At 63.5% G+C, this 25,904-nt stretch carries 20 protein-coding genes, 1 other RNA gene and 1 pseudogene; 9 read left to right on the top strand and 13 right to left on the bottom strand.

Annotated features, from left to right (window positions below):
• Positions 1 to 17: 17 nt before the first annotated feature.
• Positions 18 to 1,433, top strand: a complete 1,416-nt coding sequence (locus B9A15_RS01620) for an FAD-binding oxidoreductase (RefSeq protein ID WP_084408206.1) — start codon at positions 18 to 20, stop codon at positions 1,431 to 1,433.
• A gap of 116 nt (positions 1,434 to 1,549) precedes the next feature.
• Entirely contained in the window at positions 1,550 to 5,506 is a 3,957-nt protein-coding gene (locus tag B9A15_RS01625; RefSeq protein WP_280173773.1) for an AsmA family protein, read from the top strand.
• A gap of 239 nt (positions 5,507 to 5,745) precedes the next feature.
• Here B9A15_RS01625 and B9A15_RS01630 read toward each other — a convergent pair whose 3' ends face one another.
• From B9A15_RS01630 to ssrA, 4 genes are all read right to left on the bottom strand, one after another.
• Positions 5,746 to 5,985, bottom strand: a complete 240-nt coding sequence (locus tag B9A15_RS01630; RefSeq protein ID WP_084408208.1) for a ribbon-helix-helix domain-containing protein — start codon at positions 5,983 to 5,985, stop codon at positions 5,746 to 5,748.
• Between the two features lie 46 nt (positions 5,986 to 6,031).
• Positions 6,032 to 6,238, bottom strand: coding sequence for a DUF4169 family protein (locus B9A15_RS01635; RefSeq protein WP_170923128.1), 207 nt, complete (start codon positions 6,236 to 6,238; stop codon positions 6,032 to 6,034).
• Positions 6,239 to 6,252: 14 nt separating this feature from the next.
• Positions 6,253 to 6,831 (bottom strand): SspB family protein, encoded by a 579-nt coding sequence (locus B9A15_RS01640; protein WP_084408209.1) that lies wholly within the window; start codon positions 6,829 to 6,831, stop codon positions 6,253 to 6,255.
• Between the two features lie 56 nt (positions 6,832 to 6,887).
• Positions 6,888 to 7,260: a transfer-messenger RNA gene (gene ssrA / locus B9A15_RS01645) on the bottom strand.
• A gap of 382 nt (positions 7,261 to 7,642) precedes the next feature.
• Between ssrA and B9A15_RS01650 the strand changes: the two genes are divergently transcribed.
• The 6 genes and pseudogenes from B9A15_RS01650 to B9A15_RS01675 all read left to right on the top strand — a co-directional run bounded on the left by B9A15_RS01650 (position 7,643) and on the right by B9A15_RS01675 (position 13,808).
• Positions 7,643 to 8,437, top strand: a complete 795-nt coding sequence (locus B9A15_RS01650) for a thymidylate synthase (RefSeq protein WP_084408210.1) — start codon at positions 7,643 to 7,645, stop codon at positions 8,435 to 8,437.
• The gene (locus B9A15_RS01655) at positions 8,434 to 8,955 is read left to right on the top strand and encodes a dihydrofolate reductase (protein WP_084408211.1); all 522 of its coding nucleotides are present in this window, start codon (positions 8,434 to 8,436) and stop codon (positions 8,953 to 8,955) included. The genes B9A15_RS01650 and B9A15_RS01655 overlap by 4 nt, the downstream gene beginning before the upstream one ends.
• A gap of 237 nt (positions 8,956 to 9,192) precedes the next feature.
• Positions 9,193 to 10,374, top strand: coding sequence for an FtsH protease activity modulator HflK (gene hflK / locus B9A15_RS01660; RefSeq protein ID WP_084408212.1), 1,182 nt, complete (start codon positions 9,193 to 9,195; stop codon positions 10,372 to 10,374).
• A pseudogene (hflC, locus tag B9A15_RS01665) lies at positions 10,374 to 11,339 on the top strand (protease modulator HflC); the annotation flags it as partial. The gene hflK and the pseudogene hflC, both read left to right, overlap by 1 nt.
• Positions 11,340 to 11,599: 260 nt before the next feature.
• The gene (locus tag B9A15_RS01670; protein WP_084408214.1) at positions 11,600 to 11,785 is read left to right on the top strand and encodes a DUF2065 domain-containing protein; all 186 of its coding nucleotides are present in this window, start codon (positions 11,600 to 11,602) and stop codon (positions 11,783 to 11,785) included.
• 199 nt (positions 11,786 to 11,984) lie between these two features.
• On the top strand, positions 11,985 to 13,808 hold the full coding sequence (locus B9A15_RS01675) for a Do family serine endopeptidase (RefSeq protein WP_084408215.1): 1,824 nt from the start codon (positions 11,985 to 11,987) through the stop codon (positions 13,806 to 13,808).
• Between the two features lie 89 nt (positions 13,809 to 13,897).
• Here the strand turns inward: B9A15_RS01675 and B9A15_RS01680 are convergent, their stop codons facing one another.
• The 5 genes from B9A15_RS01680 to B9A15_RS01700 form a co-directional block, all read right to left on the bottom strand.
• Positions 13,898 to 14,836 carry a lipid A biosynthesis lauroyl acyltransferase gene (locus B9A15_RS01680; protein ID WP_084408216.1) on the bottom strand — a complete coding sequence of 313 codons (939 nt, stop codon included), beginning with the start codon at positions 14,834 to 14,836 and terminating at the stop codon, positions 13,898 to 13,900.
• A gap of 37 nt (positions 14,837 to 14,873) precedes the next feature.
• Positions 14,874 to 15,908, bottom strand: a complete 1,035-nt coding sequence (locus tag B9A15_RS01685; RefSeq protein WP_084408217.1) for a zinc-binding dehydrogenase — start codon at positions 15,906 to 15,908, stop codon at positions 14,874 to 14,876.
• A gap of 37 nt (positions 15,909 to 15,945) precedes the next feature.
• Complete coding sequence (locus B9A15_RS01690) at positions 15,946 to 17,226, bottom strand: beta-ketoacyl-ACP synthase (protein ID WP_084408441.1); 1,281 nt, start codon at positions 17,224 to 17,226, stop codon at positions 15,946 to 15,948.
• Positions 17,227 to 17,314: 88 nt separating this feature from the next.
• On the bottom strand, positions 17,315 to 18,514 hold the full coding sequence (locus B9A15_RS01695; RefSeq protein WP_084408218.1) for a beta-ketoacyl-ACP synthase: 1,200 nt from the start codon (positions 18,512 to 18,514) through the stop codon (positions 17,315 to 17,317).
• A 177-nt stretch (positions 18,515 to 18,691) separates the two neighbouring features.
• On the bottom strand, positions 18,692 to 18,973 hold the full coding sequence (locus B9A15_RS01700) for an acyl carrier protein (protein WP_084408219.1): 282 nt from the start codon (positions 18,971 to 18,973) through the stop codon (positions 18,692 to 18,694).
• 426 nt (positions 18,974 to 19,399) lie between these two features.
• Between B9A15_RS01700 and B9A15_RS01705 the strand changes: the two genes are divergently transcribed.
• Entirely contained in the window at positions 19,400 to 19,891 is a 492-nt protein-coding gene (locus tag B9A15_RS01705) for a MarR family winged helix-turn-helix transcriptional regulator (RefSeq protein ID WP_170923129.1), read from the top strand.
• A 92-nt stretch (positions 19,892 to 19,983) separates the two neighbouring features.
• Here the strand turns inward: B9A15_RS01705 and B9A15_RS01710 are convergent, their stop codons facing one another.
• The 4 genes from B9A15_RS01710 to B9A15_RS01725 all read right to left on the bottom strand — a co-directional run bounded on the left by B9A15_RS01710 (position 19,984) and on the right by B9A15_RS01725 (position 25,901).
• Positions 19,984 to 21,927 carry a M23 family metallopeptidase gene (locus B9A15_RS01710; protein ID WP_084408221.1) on the bottom strand — a complete coding sequence of 648 codons (1,944 nt, stop codon included), beginning with the start codon at positions 21,925 to 21,927 and terminating at the stop codon, positions 19,984 to 19,986.
• Positions 21,928 to 22,201: 274 nt separating this feature from the next.
• Positions 22,202 to 23,134, bottom strand: a complete 933-nt coding sequence (locus tag B9A15_RS01715) for a ribose-phosphate pyrophosphokinase (RefSeq protein ID WP_084408222.1) — start codon at positions 23,132 to 23,134, stop codon at positions 22,202 to 22,204.
• Between the two features lie 268 nt (positions 23,135 to 23,402).
• The gene (locus B9A15_RS01720) at positions 23,403 to 24,344 is read right to left on the bottom strand and encodes a hypothetical protein (protein WP_084408223.1); all 942 of its coding nucleotides are present in this window, start codon (positions 24,342 to 24,344) and stop codon (positions 23,403 to 23,405) included.
• A 405-nt stretch (positions 24,345 to 24,749) separates the two neighbouring features.
• Positions 24,750 to 25,901: a M24 family metallopeptidase gene (locus B9A15_RS01725; protein ID WP_084408224.1), complete on the bottom strand. Its 1,152-nt coding sequence runs from the start codon at positions 25,899 to 25,901 to the stop codon at positions 24,750 to 24,752.
• Positions 25,902 to 25,904: the final 3 nt, after the last annotated feature.

A 25,904-nucleotide genomic window follows, 5' to 3' on the forward strand; every position in this document is an offset into this window, starting at 1 on the left:
CAAGGGAGCAGGACATCATGGCACTCGCCGACATCATCGCCGAACAACGGCCGGCCCGTCCAGGAACGCCGGATGCGCTTGCCGATTTGCGCGTGACCTTCGGCGATCGCCTTGTCACCGGCGAGGACGTCCGACGCGCCCATTCCCATGTGACGACTTATATTCCGAGCCAGTTGCCCGATGCGGTGCTCTTTGCCGAAAGCGAGGCGGAGATCCAGGATCTCGTGCGGATTTGCGCCAAGCACGGCATGCCGATCGTGCCGTTCGGAACCGGCTCTTCGCTCGAAGGCCATGTGAATGCCCCCTTTGGCGGTGTCAGCGTCGATCTTTCGCGCATGGACCGCGTCCTTTCGGTCAATCCCGGCGATCTCGACTGCACCGTGGAAACGGGCGTCACGCGCGAGGCGCTGAACAGCCATCTTCGCGATACCGGCCTGTTCTTTCCGATCGATCCGGGCGCCAATGCCTCCCTGGGCGGTATGGCGGCGACGCGGGCCTCGGGCACCAATGCGGTGCGCTACGGGACCATGCGCGACAATGTCATCGGCCTCACCGCCATCATGGCGGATGGTACGCTGGTGCGTACCGCGCGGCGCGCCAAAAAGACGGCCGCTGGCTATGATCTCACCCGTCTTCTTGTCGGTTCCGAAGGCACGCTTGGCATCATCACGCGCCTCAATCTGAAGCTTTATGGCATACCCGAGACGATCCTTTCGGGCGTCTGTGCTTTTCCCGATGTGACGAACGCCGTGAACGCCGTGATGCAGATCGTGCAGATCGGTGTGCCCGTCGCGCGGATCGAGCTTCTCGACGCTCTTTCCATCCGGGCAACCAACACCCATGCCGGGATGACCTTGCCGGAGACGCCCCATCTCTTCGTCGAGTTTCATGGCTCGCCCGCTTCGGTCGAGGAGCAGGCCGAGCTCTTTGCGGCGATCGTCGAAGACAATGGCGGTGGGTCTTTTCAATCGGCCTCGAAGGCCGAGGAGCGTTCGCGCCTGTGGAAGGCACGGCACGACTTCTATTGGGCCTCGATGTCATTGCGTCCCGGCGCCAAGGCGATCGCGACCGATGTCTGCGTACCGGTGTCGCGTCTGGCTGACTGCATCGACGAGACGCGCGCCGACGCAGAAGCCGTGGGCCTGCTGGCGCCGATCGTCGGCCATGTCGGCGACGGCAATTTCCATGTCACGCTGTTGATAGATACGGCGGTTCCTGCCGAGATCGATAAGGCGGAGGCCTTCATGGCGCGCCTCGCCGAGCGAGCGCTGGATATGGACGGCACCTGCACGGGCGAACACGGCGTCGGACAAGGAAAGCGTGGTTACCTCAGCCGTGAACTCGGACCGGCGGTCGATGTGATGCGGGCGATCAAGACGGCCCTGGACCCGCAGAACATCCTTAATCCCGGTAAGATATTCACGTCGCAATAGCCTCGCTCTCCCGGCGTTCCGCCTCGATCCTCGACAATCGGGGCGAAGTCTGGCCTATCGGGTGAGGAAAGGGCGCCAACGGAATCAGGGTTGCGGAAGGGGAAAGGAGCGACAAGCTGGTCAGAGCCTTCGTCTTCTTCGGCGGCCTTCTCGTCCTGATCCTGTCGGCGGCGCTGATTGCCCCATTCTTCGTCGACTGGACCGCCTATCGCGCCGATTTCGAGCGCGAGGCTTCTCGCATCATTGGGCGTGAGGTCAAAGTTTCGGGCGCGGCTTCCGCGCGTCTTTTGCCCTTTCCGTCCGTGACTTTCGAGGATGTCACTGTTTCTGGGGGCATAGGCGACCAGCCGGTCATGACGATTGACCGCTTTCGCATGAATGCCGAACTCGCACCCTATCTCTCCGGCGAAATCCGTATCTTCTCGATGCAATTGACGCATCCGGTGCTGACGCTTGTCGAGGGTGTGCCGCAACCGTCGATCTTCCCGCTGCCGGCGCCGCGTGTCCCGACCGGGGCCGAAGTCGTTTTGGAAGATGTCGAGATCGAGAACGGCTCGATCGTCTTCAAGGACGCCGCCAAGGCCGAGACGGCACGATTGTCGAATATCGAAGCGGGCTTTTCCGCCGAATCACTTTCCGGGCCCTTTTCCGGAGCGGGCACCTTCGAAAGCCTTGGCGACAGGATCCGCTTCGATCTGACGACGGGCCGCGCCGAGGATGGACAGGCAACCCCGGTGCGGGTCAGTCTGACGAGCCCGGCCCAATCGGCGCGGCTGGATCTCGACGGTCGGTTGAAATCGGAAGAGGGCACTTCGCTCTTTGAAGGACGTCTGACATACGCCCAGCCGCAGCCGCGTATCCCTGATCCGAATGCAGGCGCCGACGTCTTTGCGTCAATGGATGGCGATGCCAGCGCTTTGCGTGGGTCTGTCGCGCCAGATGCTCCCGAAAAGCCGCCAGTGCGCGCGGAAGCTCAGGTGATCTTTCGCGGCGACCGCATCACCACGGACGCGCTTCGGGTCGAGGTCGGGCCGCGTGGGAGCCCTTATGTGCTGACAGGCGGCGGTCGGGTCGATCTCGTCCCGACGCCGCGTTTCGATCTGTCGCTCGAAGGTGAAGCCTTCAATGTCGACGCGCTGGCCGGGGCCGCGCCTGCGACGTCGGACGATGACGGGGCGCCGCCCACCTTGTCCGAGCGCCTTGCCAATCTTCGTTCGGTCCTCATCGATATCCCCAAACCCGCAATCGCGGGCTCGGTCAGGCTGACGCTGCCCGTCGTCACGCTCGGCGACACCACGGTCCGCAATCTGGCCTTTGCCGCCGAGCCCGAAACCGGCGGATGGCGTCTTGCCGATCTCTCGGCCGAATTGCCAGGCCGGACGACAGTCGCGGCGGACGGCCTTCTGGCCCTCTCCCCAAGCTTGGCCTTCACCGGTGATCTCAGCGTTGCATCGGCTCAGCCCTCGGGTTTCTCCGACTGGTTGACGGGAAGGGTCGATCCGGCCATCCGTGCGCTGCCGCGCGCCGCCCTTTCGGCCCGCGTCGATCTGACGGCGGATCGACAGACCTTGCGTGATCTCACACTCGATCTCGGCGGCGATCCGATTACCGGGGCGATCGATCGGCTTCCGAGGCGCGGAAATGGGCGCCTCACCGCACGGCTCGAAGGCGGAGCGGTTGATCTCGACGCCTTGCGTGCGCTCGCATCCGTCGTTGTGGGGCCAGATGAGGCTATCGCCTCGGTCGCGCGATACGATGTTGCCTTGAAGGCCGGTCCCGTAAAGGCCGGCGCCGTAGAGGCTCAGGCCATCGACCTCGATCTCCTTTATGACGGCGAGACCCTGGCCATCGCCAAGCTCGATGTCGACGGCTTGGCAGGCGCCTCCTTCGAGGCCAGCGGCCGATTGACCGATCTTCAAGGCGATGCGCTCGGCCTCATCGAACTGACTTTGTCTTCCAACGACCCGGAGGCTTTTCTCGCCTTCTTGGATCGCATGCGGCCCGGCACGCCGCTGGTCGAGACCCTGCGCCGGCGGGCGAGGGCGCTTGCGCCGCTCGATGTGACGGGAGAAATCGAATCGATCGATCGCGGGGAAGGGCGCCCGACCCTGCTTCTGCGCCTCGACGGCACCGCCGACGAGACCCGCCTCGATTTTTCCGCCGCGATCGAGAACGGATTCTCCGCCATTCGCGACAGCGGGCGGGTCGGTCTCGAATTGCGGTTGGAGAGCAATCGGCCGCAGGGCATTCTGGCTCAGCTCGGGCTCGATGGGGGGCAAGCGGCTTCGCTTGAAGGGCCGTTGGAAGCGGAGATGTCGGTCTCCGCATCGGCCACCGGTCCAGCGGTCGTCAGCGCCAGCCTCCATGGACCCGACACGGACGCAAATCTCGAAGGGGTTCTCGATCTCGAAAATGCCGGGGTTCGCAGCGCCGATACAAGCCTTCGCCTGACCAGCGCGTCGCTTCTTCCCTGGCTCACCGCCCTGAATGTCGATGTCGGTCAGAGCTTCATGGATTTGGGGCCTCTGGGCGCTGATCTCTCCGGAAGCGTGATCTATGAAGGCCGTCGCTGGCGGGTGGTGGAGCTTTCGGGCCAAGTGGGCGCAACCGGCATCGAGGCCGATCTGGAGGGCTCCGCCGAGGCCGGCCTTTCGGGAAGCGTTCGCGTTGATCGACTGTCGCTGCCCTGGCTCGCGGCTCTCATCTACGGCGCTGAGCCCTTGGCGGAGGGGCCGGAAACTTGGAGCCGGGCGGCCTTCGGCCGCTCGCGCCTTCCCGACCTTTCCTATGACATCGCTCTGAAGACCGATCGCATGCCGGCCGGCCCCGTCACTCTCGATGGGGTCGGGACCCGTATCGTGGGGACCGGCGACGAGCTTGCGCTGCGGGGCCTCACCGCCGAGATCGCGGGTGGCCGGATCGCTGGCGACATCACCATGCGCAATCTGGCCGGGCTCGGCGGCATGAGCGCCGACCTCAGAGCGGACGAGTTGGCGCTTGCCGCGCTCGCGCCGGCCCTTTCGACGGGTCCCAATTCCGATGTCACCGTCACGGCGAAGCTTGACGCGTCGGCCCAGTCTGCGGCCGGCCTCGTGGCGAATCTGACCGGGGCCGGAACGCTCGAAGTGGTCGATTTCCGTCTGCCCGGCATCCCCGTCGACCCACTGCCCGCGGTCCTGGCAGCCGCCGATGCAGAAGATTTTTCAGCTGATAGCGGAACGTCAGAGGCTTGGCAGGCCGCGACCGAAAGCGCGTCCTTCCCGGTTTCGCGTCTCCTGACCGACTATACGGTCGCGGGCGGGCGCGCGGTTCTCTCGCCCGTGACCGTATCGGCCGAGGGCAGCAAGCTGACGATCACGGCCAATCTCGACCTTGCCGCGTTGAGCCTCTCGAGCGATCTGACATTGGCGCTCGATCCAGACGAGGCGGAGGTTGCGGGGGCCGATCCCGTCGTGCGCTATCGCATCGAAGGCGCGCCGGGCGACCTCTCCGTGACGCGCGATACGGCGGCGCTCGCCAATTTCCTGTCCGTGCGCGCGCTGGAGCGCGAACAGGCGCGGGTCGAAGCGATGCAGGAGCGGTTGGAGGAGACGTTGCGTCTGCGGCGGGAGGCGCGCTTCTATCGCTGGCTGGATCGGCGCGATGACGAACGGGCCAATCCGCCTCCAGCCGATGACGCTTCGATGCCCGATTCTGGTAATGAGGCCTTGCCGGACGCGGGGACGGCCAGATCGGAAGAAACCGCGCGGGGCAATGAGCCGGTTGTCGCCAAACCGAACGCGCAAGCTGGCAGCGAGAGCCCTTCACCGGCCGCCGCTGCAGAATCCAACGCAGCGGCTGAGCCGCAGGTTTCTATAATCCCAAACAGCCGGCCCTCGCCGCCCTTCGCCACTTCCAACGCAAGTCGCCGCGAGACGACAACGCGGCCATCGCCGCCAGCAGCCCGCGAGGCGCCCGTTCCGGCACCCAAGGTCGATTTCGGTCGAGCCGGCGCATCGGTTCCGTCCACAGGGCGCGAGGATTTTCAATCGCTGCCTGGGGTTCAAGACCCCCTACAATTCCACATTCGGTGAGACGGCCTTCATCGTGTCGTTGTCCTCACACAAAAAGCTTCGGAACTGATCACGTCATTATCGGTGGGGTTTCCGCTTGAAGGATCTTTGAGAAGACCCGCAGGACTGGATCATCGGGATGTGTGGAAATCGCGGACACGATAGTCGAGAATGACGAGACATCGAGGGTATCGGCTTTGCGAATGCAGGCGCCGAAGCAGTGCCGACCTATCTCGCGCACTATACGAGACGTGACCGATTCAGAGCGCGGCATCTTTCTTCGTGTTCCCGATCCGCGCCAAGGCGTCTTCCAAAAGGTGAACGCGAATAGCGGAGGAGAGATTGGTCTCGGGATCGCGCGTTTCGTCGATGAGCGCAACATAGTCGGCGGTCGAGCGCCCTGCCTCCTCGGCGACCATGGTCAGGCGCAGCCAAAAGGCGTCTTCCAGGGTAATCGAGGTGCGATGGCCCCGAATCGCGAGTGAGCGTTTGATGGTCACCGCCTGGCGTCCAAATCTAAGAGCACAAGCGTGCTGACCGGTATGATCAAGACGAATTGTCCGAAGGCGGCACTTGCGTGCCATTGCGTTGATGGCCGTCGAGGCGGGCTTCGGCTATTGCCTGCTCTTTCGCCCTGCGCGTCTTTTCCGGCTTGCTTTGTCCATGGCGGGCGCGATTTGCGTCAGCCTCTGCCTCTCGGACCTGACGATCCCGGCGCTTTCGCGCCTGTCTCAGATTGACGATCTCGGCCATGGGCCGCTCGCTGATCAGGTCTTTTTGCGGAAGGCGTCGAGGGAAACGACTTCCGCATCCTTGCGGGGCTCGTCGCTTGTCTCGCCGTCCTCGGCATCGCCTTCCCGGTTGGAGGCGGCCGCGCGGTTGCGCTGGGGCAGAGGGGTGGCGGAAGAGGCCGTCGGCGGCAAGACCGATTCGATGCCGTCCGTCTCCTCGTCCTCGTCGAGATTTTCGTCGGTGTTCGCCGCTTCCGCCCCGCGAACGTCGAATTCCAGTTCGAAATTGACCGACGGATCGTAGAAACCGCGCACCGCCGCAAAGGGGATGAGGAGCTTTTCGGGGATGTCGGAGAAGGACAGGCCGACCTCGAAGGAGGTCTCGGTGACCTTCAGATCCCAATATTGATGCTGAATGACGATCGTCATCAGGTCGGGATATTTCTCGCGCAGACGCGAGGACACTCGCACGCCGGGCGCTGCCGTCATGAAGGTGATGAAGAAATGATGATCGCCGGGCAGACCGGTCTTGGCGACTTCGCCTAGAACCTTGCGAATGACGCCGCGCAGGGCATCCTGCGCGAGAACATCGTAGCGAATAAGGTCCTGACTCATCTCGGCGTCCTGATCCGATTCCTGCGGGGCCCCTGCTTATGAAAGGCCGACAAAAGAGTGGAGGCTTCTGTTGCCAGGCGCCTCCGAGCCCCGCCTAGAAGTGCGAACCCCCAGGACTTGAATTGAAGCGATCGCGCTGCTTACGCAGCGAGACGTGCTTCCGCATAGTTGTCGTTGGCAACTATTGATACGGCCCGATAACGGCGGAACCATGCCGAGCGAAAATTCGATCTTTACGCCCTCGTCGATCCTATTTCGCCCCCGCCAGATCGCAACCGCGCCTCCGAAGAGGCGCGCTGCTGTGATCTGGTGGAGGCGCCGGGTACCGCCCCCGGGTCCGAAAGGTTTATTTCATCGAACGTTTATCGCCATAGTCGGCGCGAAGCCGACGACCGCAATATAGGCGGACGGGCACGGTCTGAAAAGGGGATTGCGTATCGCCGTCCAGTTCGAATCGGGCTTTATCGTCCAAAGATTGGTTGATGCCTGGATATCGCGCCCTTCGTCGTCAAAGAGCAAGTTGTCGCTTAAGCGCCAGAGCATCCGGGAGTCGTCATGATGGCAGCTCTATGAAGTCCGAGCGAAACGTCGATCCGGCCTTGAATTTGCGTATGGGTTCGCGCGAAACGCCGCAAGAGCGGCCCCTTGCTCCAGGAGACCGCGTCGCCGGTCGCGTTGCTCCCTCATATGGACTTCCGCTTTCGACCGTGGAATCCGTGCGGTCAAGATTATGTGGTCGGCGCCGATCGGACGCGACGGGCGCCGCAGGACCGCATCAAAGGGGAAGCCCTGCGCAAGCAATGGGACGATCATGCGGCAATATCTCGATCTTCTTCAAACGGTTCTCGAAACCGGCATCGATCGCGGCGACCGCACGGGAACGGGGACGCGCTCGATCTTCGGCCATCAGATGCGTTTCGATCTGGCGCAAGGCTTTCCGCTTCTGACCACCAAAAAACTCCACATCCGTTCGATCGTTCACGAGCTTCTGTGGTTCTTGAAGGGCGATACCAATATCGCCTATCTCAAGGCGAACGGCGTGAAGATCTGGAACGAGTGGGCCGACGAGAATGGCGATCTCGGCCCCGTTTATGGGTCTCAATGGCGATCCTGGCCCGATTATAACGGTGGCCATGTGGACCAGATCGGACAGGTCGTGGATGCGATCCGCAGGACGCCGCATTCGCGCCGACTGATCGTCTCGGCTTGGAACCCTGCGCTTGTCGACGAGATGGCGCTGCCGCCCTGCCACTGTCTTTTTCAGTTCTACGTGGCCGAGGGACGGCTCTCCTGCCAGCTCTATCAGCGCTCGGGCGACATCTTCCTGGGTGTGCCCTTCAATATCGCCTCCTATGCCCTGCTGACGGCGATGGTTGCCCAGGTGACCGGGCTGAAGCCTGGCACCTTTGTCCATACGCTGGGCGACGCGCATATCTACCACAACCATTTCGAACAGGCCCGGCTGCAGCTGACCCGCACGCCTGGGCCTTTGCCGGTGCTCAAGCTCAATCCCGAAATCGCAGATCTCTTCGCCTTCCGCTTCGAAGACATCGCGATTGAGAATTACGAAGCGGCCCCGCATATCGCCGCGCCCGTCGCCGTATGATCGAGGGGCTGTCAGTCGTCGCCGTCGTCGCTGCGGCCGAGAACGGCGTGATTGGCAAGGACAACGCCATGCCCTGGCATGTGCCGAGCGATCTCAAGCATTATCGCGCTGTCACCATGGGCAAGCCGATGATCATGGGGCGGCGAACGCTGGAATCGATCGGCCGTTGTCTCGACGGGCGCGATACGATCGTGCTGACGCGCCAGAATATAAGCCCGGTCAAGGGAGCGATTCTCGCAAAAGACCGCAATGAGGCTGTGGAAAAGGCGGCTCATGCGGCCCGATCACGCGGCGCGAACGAAATTGTCATCGCCGGCGGGGCCGAGATCTATCGGCTGTTTTGGCCCTTGATCGACCGGATCGTCATGACGCGCATCCAGGCGAGGCCCGAGGGCGACACGTTCTTTCCCGACCTCGCGCCCGGAGATTTCATGCGTCTTTCGTCTGAGCCTCGGCTGCGCGGCGAGAGGGATAGCGCTGCGACACGTCTGGAAATCTACGAACGGCGCAGCGCTTAAGACCATATTGCGAAGGCCTTCGCTCGCCGAGGCTTTATTCATGACTTGCAAAGGACTGAAGGCGACCTTCGCTTGATCGGCGCCGTTCGCCGCTGTCTTTTGGAAGGTGTATCTGCGAATTGGTCGCGGTCGCGTTGAAAGCGGATTTTCCAATTCCTATAAGACTTGCAGCGGGTGTGCAGTGACGGACCATCCGGTCCCAAGTCATGGTTTCCGAATCGTTTTGAAAGGACTTCGATGCCCTGGAGCAATCAAACCGGCAATGGCGGTTGGAAAGGCGGCGGTGCCGGCAATGGGGGTGGCCCGTGGGGGCAGCGGCCTCAACCACCACGTCCGGGCGGTGGTGGCCCCAATAACAGTCCCGATCTGGAGGACATCCTGCGTCGCGGCAGCGACCGTCTTCGCCGCGCCATTCCCGGCGGTGGTGGCGGTTCGGGCGGCGGAGGCGGCGGCGCGGCGGCGATCGCGCTTCTCGTCGTACTCGGCCTCGGCGTTCTGTGGTTGTTCAAGGCCGTCTATACCGTCCAGCCGGACGAGGTCGGCGTTGAGATGCTCTTCGGTAAGCCGAAGCAGGAGCTCGCCCAGCCGGGCCTTCACTTCATCATGTGGCCCTTCGAGACGGTCGACACGGTTCCGGTGGTCGAAAGCCAGATCACGCTTGGCTCAAACCAGCGCGGCGACAATTCCGGTCTGATGCTGTCGGGTGATCAGAACATCGTCGATGTCCAGTTCGCCGTTCTTTACCAGGTCGACGAGCCGGCCAACTATCTCTTCAATGTCCAAGACCCAGTCGCGATGGTCCAGCAGGTGTCGGAAAGCGCCATGCGCGAGGTCGTGGGTCGCCGTCCGGTTCAGGACGTCTTCCGCGATGATCGTGCCGGGATCGCCGAAGAGGTGCGCTCCATCACCCAGGACACGCTCAACGAATATGGCGCGGGCGTTCGCATCAACGCCATCTCGATCGAGGACGCGGCGCCGCCGCCTCAGGTCGCGGACGCCTTCGACGAGGTGCAGCGCGCCGAGCAGGACGAGGATCGCTTCATCGAAGAGGCTAACCGCTATCGCAATCAGCAGCTCGGTCAGGCGCTGGGCGAGGCGGCGCAGGTCCGTGAGGACGCCGCAGCCTATAAGAACCGCGTTGTCCAAGAGGCCGACGGTGAGGCGCAGCGATTCTCCGCGATCTTGGAAGAATATGTGAAGGCACCGGACATTACCCGCAAGCGCCTCTTCCTGGAGACCATGGAGAACATCCTGCGCAACTCTAACAAGATCATCATGGAGAACGGCGAGAACGGCCAGGGCGTCGTGCCTTACCTGCCCTTGAACGAATTGCAGCGGCAGACCTCTTCATCCAACTCCAACGCGAATGGCGCGCGCAGCGCCTCGCGTAACACCAACACCCAGGGGACCTCCAACTGATGGCGAACCGCTTCTACGCTCTCATCGCCCTTGTCGCGGTCGCCGCTCTGCTCCTTTGGAATTCGATCTTCATCGTCAATGAGAAGGAACAGGCGATCGTTCTGAGGTTCGGCGAAATCCAACGGGTCGAGCAGCAGCCTGGCCTTTATTTCAAACTGCCCTTCTCCTTTGCGGGGGCGGACAATGTGCAAATGCTGCCCGATCGGCTTCTGCGCTTCGATCTCGATGATATCCGCGTGCAGGTCTCGGGTGGCCGCTTCTATGTGGTCGACGCCTTCATGGTCTATGAGATCGCCGATGCGGCGCGCTTCCGACAGCAGGTGTCGGGCTCGATCCCGCAGGCCGAGCAGCGGTTGCGCACGCGTCTGGATGCGGCTCTGCGTCGGGTCTATGGTCTGCGGGGCTTCGAAGCGGCGCTTTCCAACGAGCGCGGCGAGATGATGCGGCAGGTGCGCGACGAGATCCGTCCCGACGCCGCCTCGCTCGGCATTGAGATCGCCGATGTCCGCATTCGCCGCACCGACCTGACGGACGAAGTCTCCCAACAGACCTATGAGCGCATGCAGGCCGAGCGCCTAGCCGAGGCCGAGCGACTGCGGGCCCGTGGCCAGGTCGCGGCGCGCGAGATCCGCGCCGGTGCCGACCGCGAGGTGAGCGAGACGCTGGCATCCGCTCAGCGCGAATCGGAAATCGTGAAAGGTCAGGGCGATGCGGAGCGCAATCGTATCTTCGCCAATGCCTTTGGCGCCGATCCGGAGTTCTTCGACTTCTATCGGTCGATGAACGCCTATCGTCAGGCACTGGAAAACTCCGGTACGACCATGCTCCTGTCGCCGGATTCGGAGTTCTTCCGCTATTTCCGCTCCGACAATGCCGGCGGTCAAAGCGGAAGCCTGGCGCGGCCTGCGCCGTTGATCCAGCCCCAGGGCACGGGCGCTTCGTCGAGCGGCGCGTCGCAAGGCGAGAACCAGGCTTCGACGTCGGCAACGCCAGAGAATGGCACCGAAGCATCGGCTGAAGCTCCGGTCTCGTCCGATACGGCCGCCGATGCCGGCAGTGTTCCCGGTGTGGCGCAGCCGGGCGTGGACGAGGCACCGGCGACCCCTCAAGCGGGCGCCTCCACGGCTAGCGATGCGACCCCTGTGCCGGCGGCCGGAACCGAAGCGGGCGATGCAAGCGGCCAGACGGCACCAGCATCGAACAACACCCCGGCGCTCGCCAGCCAGTGACGGAGTTCATCACGGCCCTCGGTCTCGTTCTCGTGATCGAGGGCATTCTATATGCTGGTTTCCCTGGCTTGGCGAAGCGCATGGCGCGTCAGGCCACCGAGACCCCCGAGAGTTCCCTGCGCCAGGCCGGGCTTTTTGCCGCTATCGGCGGTCTCCTGCTGATCTGGCTCTTCAAGCGATAACGAATGGATCGGGGCGCATCACGACGCGACCATGGCTTCACGCTTTGTCGAGAACCGGCTTTCATGCTTGAATTCGCCATGATCTTTCGGTGCCATCCGGCATGACGCGCAAAGCGGGGCTCGACATCGGGCTGGTGGCGACTTGTCCCGGCTTCCTCCGCTTTCGCGAAACAGACCCTTTGACGAGACGGAAGTCCTCATGACCGTTCGCCTGACGCGCCTTCTGGCCGCCGCCACTCTCACCCTTTCGACGGTCGGTGGCCCGTCGGCCTTCGCGCAAGGCGTAGCGCCGAGCGAGGCTTCGCCTTTGGGCGAATCGGAATCGGCCCCGCCGGCCGCGACGCCTAGTCCGTTGCCGCCCGCCCCGCCGGAGATTGCCGAGCCTGAGGGGCCAAGCGCGCCGAGCAACGACAGTGCACCAATAGGCACGGTCGAAGGCGAGGGGGCAAACCCCGCCGAGACACCAGCACCGCCCGAGGGCGAGCCCGACCCGGCCCAGCAGGAGGCGGTCGTTCCAGCGCTGCCCGTGCCTCCGGCCAAGACCGATCCAGCCAATGACGGCCCGACCGTCGTCGCCGAGCCCCCGACATCCCCCTCGACGCCGGCCTTTCAGCCGCCGCCCTCCGTCGCTGATCTCGCCGAGGGTCTTCTCGACGCGGTCGTGAACATCTCGACCGCTCAGCGGATCGAACAGGCCGGGCGCGGCATTCCGCCGCTCGAAGCGCCGGAAGGCTCGCCCCTGCAGGATTTCTTCGATGATCTTCTGAAGGGCGACGATCAGAGCGGGCGACGGGTTCAGTCGCTCGGCTCAGGCTTCGTCATCGATCCGTCGGGCGTGATCGTGACGAACAATCACGTCATCCAAGACGCCGACGAGATCACGGTCAATTTCGCCGACGGCTCGCAGCTCGACGCCGAGCTCGTCGGCCGCGATCCGAAGACCGATCTCGCTGTCCTGAAGGTGGAGCCGGAAGAGCCGTTGAAGGCGGTGGCCTTCGGCGATTCGGACGGGGTTCGCATCGGCGACTGGGTGATGGCGATCGGCAATCCTTTCGGCCTCGGCGGCTCGGTCTCGGTCGGCATCGTCTCGGCGCGCGGGCGCAATATCAATGCCGGCCCCTATGACAACTTCATCCAAACCGATGCGGCGATCAATCGCGGCAATTCCGGCGGTCCGCTCTTCGACATGAATGGCGACGTGGTCGGCATCAATACGGCGATCATCTCGCCGACCGGTGGCTCGATCGGCATCGGCTTTTCGATCCCCTCCAATCTTGCGGTCAATGTCGTCGATCAGCTGCGCGAATTCGGCGAGACGCGGCGCGGCTGGCTCGGCATCCGTCTGTCGGCCGTGACCGACGACATCGCCTCCGGCCTTGGGATCGGCGAGACGCGCGGCGCGGTGGTCATGGGGATCATCCCTGGTGGCCCCTCCGACGACGGTTCGCTGAAGGTCGGCGACGTGATCGTCGGTTTCGACGGCAAACCGGTCGAATCGTCGCGCGATCTGCCGCGCATCGTCGCCGAAACGCCAGTCGGCAAGACGGTCGAGGTCGATATTCTGCGCAAGGCGAGCCGAGACGCGGATGCCGAGCCGACAAGTGTCGAGATCACGCTCGGCCGTCTCGAAGAGGGCGAGAAGCTGATGGCTGAGGCCGAAGGCGCGCCTTCGGGCGAGGAGACAGACAGCGCCGAAAGCGAGACGCCGGGGAGCGAAAGCGAGGATCGCGATGTCCTCGGCATGACGCTTGGCGCGATCGATGATGCGGCTCGCGAGACCTACGGCCTCGATGCCGATGCGAAAGGCGTGTTAGTGACGGCCGTCGAGGCCGGCTCTGGTGCGTCCCAAAAGGGCATCGAGCCCGGCATGACCATTCGAGAGATCGCGCAGGAAGAGGTGTCGACGATCGACGAGGTCACCGAGAAGCTCGCCAGCCTTCGTGAAGAGGGGCGCCGCAATGCGCTGATGCTGGTCGCCGCGACCGACGGAGCGCTGCGCTTCATCGTCCTGCCGTTGGAATAGGGAAGCGTTGCCGGTTCGGGCGGTTCGATCCGCTTGGGCCGACGCGCGGCAACGAATAAATGCGGGCAGGTCTCGGACCGCCCGCGTTTCTATTTGGCGAGACGCTTTTTCTGGTTCCAACGATCGTGGAACCACATCCATTGTTCGGGATGCTCGCGCACCCAGCCCTCGACGATATCGTTGAGGGCCTGGCAGCTCGCCTCGATATCGATCTCGCCGGCTGCGTCGCGCGGCAGATCGAGGCGTGGGAAGAGTTCCAGCCGGTAGCGCCCGTCTGCGAGGCGGATCGAGCGCGCCGGATAGACTTGGGCGTCATATTGCCGGGCGAGTTTTGGTAGAAGCGGATTGGTCTTGCATTCGAGCCCGAAGAAGGTCGTCTTCACGCCGCCGCGCAGGAATTTCTGATCGGTCAGCATGCCGACCGAGCTGCCTTTCTTCAAAATGCCGGCGAGGTTCCAGACCGCTCCCGCTTTGGACGGCACGAGATGACCTCCGGCCGTGCGCCGTGCCGACAAGACCCGCTCGGCCACATAGCGGTTGTTGGGCTGTCGGAAAAGGGCAGTGAATTCGAGATCGAAGGCCGCCGCGCCAATGGGCAGAAGTTCGAAACAACCCAGATGCCCGGTGAAGAAGATGAACGGGCCTTTGCGCTCCCTGAGTTCGATGAAGGTGTCGATCCCCGAGACCTCGATCCGCCCTTCGCCGGGCTTGTCCGGATCAAAGTCGAACAGGTGGTCGAGATAGACGAATTCGGCGGCCATGCGCCCGATCTGACCCCAATTGTCGCGCGCGACACGGTCGATCCACTCGTCGCCCTTCTCGGGAAAGGCCCGCTTCAGATTGTGGAGGGCGAGCTTGTGCCGCGATGACAGGGGACCCAGCAGCCTCGCCGAGCGATCAGCAAGGCGCAGCCCGGTGTCAGGCGGTAAAAGGCGCACGATCGCCAGCGCGCCGAAGAGCAGCTTGGCGGTGACATAGTCGCCGGCGCGCTTTGCGCGCAGCAACGTCTTGGCGATACGAGGATTCATGGCGCTGTCTTTGGCAATCGGGGGCGCGCGCTGGCGCTCACGCCTCGGCGATCTTCAGGACGATCTTGCCGAAGACCTGACGGCTTTCCATCCGCTCCAGAGCGACCGAGATGTCGTCCATGCCGATCTCGGTGTCGATCACCGGCGAGACGATGCCGCGCGCCATCTTCTGCATGGCATTGGCCATATTCTCCATCCGGCAGCCGAAGGAGCCGAAGAATTTCAGCTGCTGCTGGAAGAGCATCATCAGATTGACCTCGGTCGACACACCGGATGTCGAGCCGCAGGTGACAAGCCGTCCGCCGCGTTTGAGGACGAGCATCGAGCCGGCGAAGGTGTCCTTGCCCACATGTTCGAAGACGACGTCGACGCCCTTCTTCTTGGTCAGTTTGCGAGTCACGCCCTCGAAGCGGTCGCTTCGGTAGTTGATGACGTGGTCTGCGCCGAGCGCCTTGGCGCGCTCGATCTTATCGTCCGAGCCAACGGTCGTGATCACGGTGCAGCCCATCTTCTTGGCGAGCTGGATGGCGGCCGAGCCGATGCCGGAGCCGCCGGCATGGACGAGGATCGTCTCGCCGGGTTCGAGCTTGGCATTGTCGAACAGCATGTGCTCGACCGTGCCGAAGGTGACCGGGGCGAGCGCTGCGGCGACCGGCGAACAGCCGGGAGGCGCTGGCACGAGAAGCCGGGCAGGCAGGTTCACCTTCTCCTGGGCGAAGCCGTCGAGATGGAAGCCGTGGACGCCGGAGACATGCTCGCAGAGATTGTCGCGGCCTTCGCGGCAGGGCTTGCAGAGGCCGCAGGTGCGAGCCCCATAAATCGAGACGAGTTGACCGGGAAGCACCGAAGAGACGCCGGGTCCGATCGCTTCGACGAAGCCGGAGGCCTCGGCGCCGACCACAAGCGGCATCTTGCGCTTGGCGAATGCCATGCCGCGCCAGCCCCAGACGTCGATATGATTGAGCGCGACAGCCGCGATCCGCACCGTCACCTCGCCCGCCTCAGGGGCGTCCGGTTCCGGCAGATCCACCTGTTTCAGCTCGCGGTCACCGACGAGTTGCAATGCGTGCATGAGGCCTTGGTCTCCTGTCTGTCTCGCTTGGTGCCTATCAGGCCGCACGGCCAAAGACGAGGCAGGCATTCTGGCCGCCGAAGCCGAAGGAATTCGACAGGACCGCCGAAATCTCCGCCTTGCGGGCCGTGTTGGGCACGGTGTCGAGTTCGATCGCCGGATCGGGATTGTCGTAATTGATGGTCGGCGGCAGCAGGCTTTCGCGCAAGGTGAGGATCGAGAACACTGCCTCGATCGCGCCGGCGGCCGTCAGCGTATGGCCGATCATCGACTTGTTGGAGGAGATCGGCGTCGTGGTCAGAGCATCGCCGAAGACGGCGCGCAGGCCCGTCGCTTCCATCCGGTCGTTTTCAGGCGTCGAGGTGCCATGGGCGTTGATGTAGTCGATGCCCTCCGGCGTCAGCCCCGCATCTTCGATGCCGGCCTTGATGGCTCCGATGATGGGCGAGCCGTCGGGCTTGGACCGCGTACGATGGAAATCATCCGCCCGCTCGCCGCAGCCGAGAATAAGGCCGTGGACCTTGGCGCCGCGCGCACGGGCCGAGGCAAGGGATTCGAGCACCAGCGCGCCCGCGCCTTCCGCCATGACGAAACCATCGCGGTCCTTGGAAAAGGGTTTGGAGGCCTTTTCCGGCACCGCATTGTTGGTCGAAAGCGCCGAGAGCAGCGAGAATCGGATGAGCGATTCCTGGCTGATCGAGCCGTCGGTGCCGATGGCGACCGCCCGCTCGGTCTCGCCGCGGCGGATCGCCTCGACGCCGAGCTGGATGGCACTCGCGCCGGACGCGCAAGCCGTCGACAGGGTGATCGGCAGGCCGCGCGTGCCGAGCCGATCGGCAAGAAGCTCCGAGATTCGGCTGCATTGGGTGGAATGATAGATGGAAGCGTCCGGATGCTGGCGCGCGATTTCCAAGAGCCGATCGTAGCCGGCTTCCTCCCGCTCGGCCGCGCTCAGCCGATCGAGCGCGAGACGAAAGCGCCACTCCATCTCAACGGGCGGAGCCGCGAGAAAGAGGGGGCCGGCGAAATCGTCGTCCGGCAGACCCGCCATCCCGATCGCTTCCGACCCGGCAGCCTCGGCCATCCGGTAGGAAAGGTCGACCGAACTCATCGGCTCGTCGCCCATGAAATCGACCGAGCCGGAAATTGTCGTCCTGAGTCCCTCAGTCTCGAAGCGTTCGATCCGATGAATACCTGAAACTCCGCCGGTCAGCTTTTCCCAATTCGCCTCGACGCCTTTGCCGAGGGAGGAGACGACGCCAAGGCCGGTGACCGCGATGATCGGGCGGCCGAGATGGTCGAAATCGCTGGCGCTCATACTATTCGTCCTGATGTCTTCGGGGCTGCCCGAGGATTCAACGGGCGCCGCGCGAATAATGTCCGTTTCCCGAAAGATTCGGGCGGTCTTAGTCGCCGTCCGCGGCTTCGAGATGGCAGGCCCCTTCGGCATGAAGATGGCCGATCGAGGTCACGACCGCGCGTTTCGGGGCGCCGGCTGGCGCGCGCTCATGCTCGGGGTCCGTCACCGAGAAGCGGGCACCCTCATGGATGGCGGCCGCGGCCAATGCGACGCCCATCGGCATTTGAGCCTCGAAGCCATGGCCAGTCAATGTGCCATAGGCGATGCGTGCGGCGTTCGGATAGGCTTCGTTGAGCGCGTCGATCTCGGCGCCATCAATGCTTGCGAGCCCGCTCGCGCCGGACAAAACCAGCGTGTCATCCGCATTCTCGATCTTCGGCAAAAGGCGTGAGAGCCGTGTCTTCATCCCGTCTCCCTCGCGCCGTCCGCGATCGCCTTCGACCTGCGTCAGCTTAGCATAGGCGCGGGCGCCCCGCGCCTCGGCATGTTCGCGCGATTCCAGCACGAGAAAGGCGCCGACGCTGCCGACCGCGATCCCGTCCTGGCCTGCCTGGCGGGCAAAGACGGGCTTCCATTCGCCCTTCAGCATCAGTTCTGCGAGATCGAAATTGAGGATCAGATCCTTGCGCTCGGCCGAAAAGGCGCTGCCGACCAAGGCGATCTCGCTCTGACCGCTGGCGATCCGGGCTCGCACCGACTGAAGCGCGGAGATGCCGGCCGCTTCCTCGCCCATGAAGGTGCGCGAGGAGCCAGTCACTTTGTGGACGATGGAGATGTTGCCGGCCAGAAGATTGGAAAGCTGGGCGAGGAACAGCGTCGGGCGCAGCTCCGTCGAGAGCGTCTCGTTGATGACGCGCTCCACATCGTCGGTCTTGCGTGCGCGCTCCATCACCATGGCGTCGACGCTCATGTCGCGCTCGCCGCCGCCCGCCGCGACCACCATGTCGATGGTCGAGCGCGCGCCCTCGTCAGCCGGCACGCCGGCGTCTTCAAGCGCAAGGCCCGCCGCATAGGTGCCAAGCCGCTGCCATGTCTCCATCTGGCGCTGATCGCCGCGCTTGGGGATCTGCTTCGACCAGTCGATCTGAGGCAGAGGATGGACCGAATAGGGGGCGTAGGCTTCACGCTCGAGCGAAGGCTGAGGAGCGTCAGCCGTGAACCGTTCGAGATGGGCGGCGACGCCTTCTCCCAGAGAGGAGACGAGGCCGATGCCGGTGACGAGAACGTCGCGTTGGGGTCTAGGCATGCGGATGGCCGGCTTCGTGTATGGCCCGACCGGAACGGGCGAACGCCCGCCTCATCCGGTTTCTGGGCTCGAGAGATAAAGTGGTGCGGAACCGGTCGATGTCCCGCCCCTCGGGATGGATGGCGCCTCGTCAAAACGGTCCGGCGTTGCCCGGACCCGGCGCAAGCGATCGCTGGTTCAGGCTGTTTTGGCGGCCCTGAGTTCGTCGATTTTGGCGCAGAGATTTTTCAGAACGAAATATTCCTCGGTCGCCGCCTCGCCCTCATTGACCTCCTGGGTCCATTTCTCGAGCGGGATCTTGATGCCGAATTCCTTGTCGATCGCAAAGACGATGTCGAGGAAGTCGAGGGAGTCGATGCCGAGATCGTCGATGACGTGGCTTTCGGGCGTGATGGTGTCGCGTTCGATCTCGCTCGTCTCGGCGATGATGTCGGCGACCTTGTCGAATGTGGAAGACACTTGTGTTCTCGTTCTCGGATCTTGATCGAAAATTCGGATTTCCGCGCAGCTATAGGGAATCGAATGCCGAAAGCAAAGCGATCCCGTCGATCTGGCGTCGCTGGACGGCTGTGCAAACGTCTCTGCCGCCTCGGTCTGTAGCACATGCGCAACCAAATCGGCCCGTCGCGTCCCGCCCTGGGAGGCGGTCGATCGAACAGCCCGTCTTTGCCCGGCCGGTGTCTCGTTCTTCTTGATCCTTCATCAAGGCCTTCGGACCTGCGGATGCAATAGCAGAGGCGTTGCTCTTTGCGCTCGAAGGCTTGTCGGAGAAGGAAAGAGACAATCGAGATGATTGGGAATGCAACATATTTCTATCGAACGACGTTTGCTCTTCCATCAGACTTCGGTGACTGGGCGATGGATGGAAGGAGCGGTGCGACCTCTATGACGGCGACATCGAAAACGAGCGAGACAATCGTCCTGACCAATCGGATTACCCGGATTGCGACACGATTCAGCCGGGTCACGGCGCAGATCTTCCGAGACGATTATGGCCTGACCATGCCGGAATTCTGTGTACTTTCGATACTTGGCTCGAGTGACGACGCCATCTTCACCACGTCGTCCGCCATCGTCGACTCGACGGCCATGGACAAGACGAAGGTGAGCCGCGCCGTTTCGTCGCTCGATCAGCGTGGCTGGGTCAGCCGCGCGCGCGGAACGGATGATCGCCGCTTCGAACATCTCACTTTGACTGATGCGGGACGCAAGGCGTTTCACAATCTGATGCCGAAGGTGCGGCAGGCCGAGCTTTCCTTGCTTGCATCCATCGACAAATCGGACCTTGCGGCGATCAATGCCGCGCTCCTCGCACTCGAACGCGCTTGCGGCTATGAGGCGGCCTTGCCCGACGCCGCAACGTCACCTCGGCAGTAAACGGCCCCAATCCTCGCGTCGTCGAATCGCGGAGTTGGACTGTCGACGCAAAAGCGACCTACCTTGGCGCATCCTCAAGAAAACCAACTGGATCAGCGAGCTGCCACCAGGGGGGCGTCGAAGCGTTCGTTGATGAGCGTGTCGATCCGGTCGCGCTCCACGATGAAGGCGGCCAGATCATCGCCCTTCAGGACCTGGTCGGCGCCGACCTTGATCCGCATCGGGTCCAGCTTCTTGCTGTTGACGTGAACCTCGTAGTGAAGGTGGTTGCCTGTCGACAGGCCCGTCGATCCCACATAACCGATGACTTGACCTTGGCGCACACGCGAGCCGACTTTCAGGCCCTTGGCGATGGCCGACTGGTGGGAATAGGTCGTCTCATAGCCGTTCGCGTGCTTGATTTCGGTGTGCCGCCCGTAGCCGCTCGACCAGCCGGTCTCGGTAATGACGCCATCTGCCGCCGCTAGGATGGGCGTGCCTCGCGGCGCGGCCCAATCGACACCCCAATGGGGGCGTACATAGCCGAGCACCGGGTGTTTGCGGCCCGTTGAGAAGCCCGACGAAAAGCGGCCCTGGGTGACGGGTTTTCGAAGAAGGAATTGCCGGGCACTGCGGCCTTCGGGATCGAAATAGGTCGCGCGATCGGAATCCTTGGGCTTGAAGCGGTAGAATTTGCGAACCGTGTCGCCAAGGGTGACCGAAACGAACAGGATGTCCGAATTGGAACCGGAGGCATCGTCTTCGTCGTCCATCGAATAGAACACGGACAGACGGTCGGTCGGCAGAAGTTTGGCCTGAAGATCGATCTCGCTAGCCAACATGCGGGCAATTTCCCCGCACATGTCGAGATCGAAGCCATAGGCGAGGGCGGCTTGATAGATGCCGTCATAAACGCTTGGCATATCGGCCCTGAGCGGCGCCTCTGCCTCGCGCTCGTCGAAAATGGCGGAGATCGAATCGCCCATCTCCGGCGCTGAGGCTTGTTCGTAAGGCCCGTCCCGTGTGGCGGCAACCGTCGCGATATGTGTCTTGCCGCGATAGGCCGACAGGCGCACGACGGTTCGCTCTTCGCCGACGGTCTCGATGCCGACCCGGAGCGCGTCCTCCGCCTTCAAGCCTTCGCCGCCGAGGAGCTCGCTGAGCGTCTTGACCGCGTCGCTTACCTCTATGCCCTGTTCCGAGATCGGCTCCATCGCGTCGGCAACGCTCATAGCACGACGCAGGGGCACGACCTCTTCGTAAAAGCGCGGATGACGTTCGACACGCTCAGGGGGAGAGAAGGAGACGTTTTCCTCGATGATGCGGAAGGCCGAACCCGGCTCATATTCCTGGGGCTCAGGCGAGAGGCCGAAGCGGAAGGGGTCGACCGTGTTGAGCGAGGCGACCTGGACGGGCTCATAGGCCAGGGTCGGCATCACTTGGCGAACGAGGCGTTCCGAATCGGCTGCGCTTGGCGGGGCGCCCTTCTCATAGCTCGCCTCGTCGAAGGCGAAGTCCGACATTTTGAGCTTGATATCCGTCTCGACGCGCGAGCCGTAGATCTGGGAGGCGACGATGGCCGGAGCCTTGTCGTCGCTCGGCGAAGCCTCGTCCTGGGTATCGCCGGAGAGGATCGTCAGAGGATCGAAGGACGGATACTCCTTGGCGACCGGATGGCGGGCTGCCAGCAGCATGTTCACGAAGCCAAAAGGCCGGGTCGATATGATGTCCTGATCGCCCTCGCGAACGATGGTCGACAATTCCACCACCTGACGGGATCGCGCGAGGGGAAGCGCCGTGGCGACGACGCGCCCGCCCTTTTCGAGCCGCTCGTGGATATTATGGGCTAGGGAGGCGATCGGCGCGGACGGCATGACGGCGCCGCGATGCCCTTCGAGGGCTGCAGACAAAGCGATGCCCATCAGCGCGGTCGAAGTCACCCCTGTGAGGAGCGTCCCCGCTAGCCAGCGAAGCGATACCTGCCTTCGATCGGGCTTGCGCCGGCGGTCCGCCAAAAGCGGCGGCTCGTCTCCGAAAGCCAGATTCGTATAGACCAAGATCGAAGTCCCCTTCTTCCCCGCTCACGCCCTTGTGCGAGAAAAAGGGCGAAAGCAAGAAATCCGCGGTGATGGCGCGGGCGAAAAGCCGAAACCCAAGGTTTCGGCGATTCGCCGCGTCGGAACGAGATACGTGCTCGTCGGGCGATCACACCATATCACGCAATGTCATGAACCTTTACCGCCAAAACGGCGAAAGCGCACGCGGCAATTGGAGGCCGGCGCCTTCGAGCGAGACAAGTTTCCTGGTGTGGAGAACAGGCCTGCTGAATTGTCAGTCGAAGAGGCTCGAAACCGATTCTTCCGAGGCCGTTCGCTGGATGGCCTCGCCGAGGAGATTGGCCGTCGTGACGATGCGGATATTGGGCGTGTCGCGGATGGCCTTGGTAGCCATGATCGAATCGGTGACGACTAGTTCCTTGAGGCTGGAGGCCGCGATCCGGCTCGCCGCGCCGCCGGAGAGCACGCCATGGGTGATATAGGCTGAAACGCTGCTCGCCCCCGCCTTCATCAGAGCATCGGCCGCGTTGCAGAGCGTGCCGCCCGAATCGATGATGTCGTCGATCAGGATGCAGTTGCGATCGGTCACGTCGCCGATGATGTTCATCACCTCGGACTCGCCCGGCCGGTCGCGGCGCTTGTCGACGATGGCGAGCGGAGCATCGAGGCGCTTGGCGAGCGCGCGGGCACGAACCACGCCGCCGACATCGGGCGAAACGACCATCAGATTGGACAGGTCCCGGTGCTCCTTGATGTCACGCGCGAGAAGCGGCACGGCAAAGAGATTGTCAGTCGGAATGTCGAAGAAGCCCTGGATCTGTCCGGCATGAAGATCGAGCGTCATCACACGATTGGCGCCGGCCTCGGTGATCAGATTGGCGACGAGCTTGGCCGAGATCGGCGTGCGTCCGCCTGCCTTCCGATCCTGCCGGGCATAGCCGAAATAGGGAAGGACGGCCGTGATGCGGCGAGCCGAGGCCCGGCGGAGCGCATCGATGATGATGAGCAACTCCATCAGGTGGTCATTCGCCGGATAGGAGGTCGACTGGATGACGAAAACATCCTCGCCGCGAACATTCTCCTGGATCTCGACGAAGATCTCCTGATCGGCGAAGCGGCGCACCATGGCCTGACCGATCGGCAGTTCGAGATAGCGGCCGATGGACTCGGCAAGAACGCGATTGGAGTTGCCGCTGAATAGTTTCATCGCGTCCGTCACCTGGTTCGACTGGTGGTGCCCACCGCTTTCAGCGGGCTGACGCGTCCGGCATCGACGCCGAGCGCTTTCGTGGGGCTCATAGCAATCTGCCGGGAAACTTCAAGCCGCTGCAGTGCACACACTTAACGACAATTCCCAGTCCGTCGCATACGACATGCCTGTCTCAGGCAGGTCGGTCGAAGCGAGTTCATGCCGTAAACCAGCGGGTTGGAGGCAGGTTCTCATCTTAATTCGCAAGTTTAGCGACAGACCAAGGTCATCCGGTTCCCGCTTGGAAGGCCCGCGCTTCCTGAAGGGTGGTCGCGGCGACTTTGTCGAAGATCGATTTGTCGACGCCCGCCCACGGATCGCCGCCGGTCGTCGCGAAACGCTCCTGGCCCTGAATACGATGGATGCGCTGGTCGTTCTCGTCGAGCACGTCCCAGACATAGACGAGAACCGACTCACCGCCGTCCTCGAAGGTCGAGAAATAGCCTTTCAGGCGGACCTGTGCCCGCCCATCCGCCGCCGGACGGATAACGACCCGTTGGCTCGCCGCGGCATCGGAGAGGGAGCGCGCGAGAATATTGGCCTTATCGTCCGGCGCGCCAACAAGCGGCAGAAACTGGACTTCGCTCGTTCCTTGCGGCTGGAGTGCGGCCGTTCGCGTCGGCGGCTCCTGAAGCGTCGGCTGGCCGGCGAGCCCGCCCCCTTCGTCCGGCATCGGCGCGGCGCCCGTATCGTCGGAAGCGGCCAGTGCGGGCTCTTCCGCCGGGCCAGGCTCCTCGTCGATGCGCGGCAAACGGCGAGAAGACTGGGCCGCTGGCGTTTGCAGGGACGGTTCGGAGGTGGCCGCGGCCGAGGGCGGCGCAAGAAGCGCACCACGCGTCACGGCGTTTTGCTGAGCCTGCGACGCGCCGATCGTCGGGGCTTGATAGACCGGCTCGGCTGGGGCCGCCGAGGCATAATTTGGTTGATAGAGCGGCTCGTTCTGCAAGGCCTGCGCTGCGGCCATCTCGGCGTCCGAGACGCGGCCGACCGGATTGCCGACCCTGACGGGCGCCCCATAGGTGGAGGAACTGCCGATCGGTGCCGGCGGAATCGGCCCGTCCGGACCGAAGCCCATGCCCGCATCCGGTCCGGTGCAGGCCGACAGCACGGCCGGCGTAAGGGCGCAGACCAGAAGCGCCCGGGGAATGGTTCTTCGGGTGGCCGTCACGTGTGTCCTGGCTCCCCCTCTCTGAAGCAGGGCCGGAGAGGGGCTTTGCGCGCCCTGCCGATCCCCTGGACCTCGGCTGTGCCACCCCCCATCGGGAGGATCGGTTCGCCGTCGACGTTACATGCTCCGACGCGCCCTCATGCACGCCGCAAGCCCGGTAAATGCGCCGGCAGGGCCTCTGAGCGCGTCATGCGTCAGCCCGTTTCAGCACGCGCGGCATCCTAGCGGGCTGCGCAAACCGAGATCGCGAAGCGATCGCTCGGATGAGACACGTCTGCCCGCCGGGTCTGCCGACATATGCTTAGGATTTGCAGAAAAGCGTTGAGGGAGCGTGAAGACCGTTGGCGCAAATTCGCCGGCCGAGCCGGGCGATCGAGGATGCGTGTCCGGATCCTCGCCCGATCTTTATCCGAGAAGATCGAGATCGAGGGGGAGCTTCGAGAAGGGCTCCGGCGCACCGGAGGTGGTGAGATAGGTTCGACCAAGCGTCATCGCGGTTCCGGTATCGGAATCCATAATGATCACATGGCCGAACAGCGTCATATTCGGGAGAATCTCGGCTGGATTCCCGGCATAGAACATCGGCGTATCCATCCAAGTCGGCGCATAGCGCGCCCCAAGCGAATAGCCGCAGGCCGACAGGCGATGGCGGACCAATTCGTGGCTCTCCATCACGCCGGCATAGGCGTCGAAGACATCGCCGAAGGTGCTGCCCGGCCGCATGACCTTTTCCATCGCTTCGAGCGCCTCGACGGCGGCTGCATGAAGCTCCAGATGCCGATCGCTGGGGCTGCCCAGGATGAAGGTGCGGATGAGCGCGGCATGATATTGCGCTTTCACGCCGGCCCATTCCAGCGTCAGCTGGTCGTCTTCCTTCAGCCGGGTGCGGCCCGACTTGTAGCGGCAGAGGAGCGCGTCGGGGCCCGAGCCGATGACGAAGGGATTGGCCGGATAGTCGCCGCCCTGGCGTAGGATCTCACTCTGCATCGCGGCGAGGATCTCGCCCTCGTCGGCGCCCGATTTGATCAAGGGGCGGGCGATTTCATAAGCGTCGTCGGCGAGCCTGGCCGCTTCCCGCACATGGGTGATCTCGGCCGGCGATTTCACCGACCGCAGCGTCGAGACCAGATAGGAGGCATCTCTAAGGGAGGCGAAAGAGCCGAGCCGCTCCTCCAGCGCCTTGCCATTGGCGGCGGTCAGCCCGTGGGTCGCCCATTCGACGCCGATCTTCGCACCGAGAAGATCCATGTCGTCGAGCATGTCGCGAAGCTCGATCAAAGGGTCGGCGCCGCTGCGGTCTCGCCAGACCACGACTGTCTCGAGTGTGGACGTGTTGCGCGCCTGACGAAGATCGGCGGAGCGGGTCAGTAGACGCATTTCGCCGTCCGACTTTACCACGAGGCATTGGAAGAAGCAGAAGCCGAATGTGTCGTAGCCCGTCAGCCAATACATCGACTCTTGGGCAAACAGCATGAGCGCGTCGAGTTTGTCCTCGGCCATGCGCGCGATCAGGCGCGCCTTTCGGCCCTCGAATTCCTCGGGGGAAAAATGCAGCATGGA

It is taken from the genome of Fulvimarina manganoxydans (assembly GCF_900176465.1).
In the GTDB taxonomy this organism is placed as follows: Bacteria; Pseudomonadota; Alphaproteobacteria; order Rhizobiales; family Rhizobiaceae; genus Fulvimarina; species Fulvimarina manganoxydans.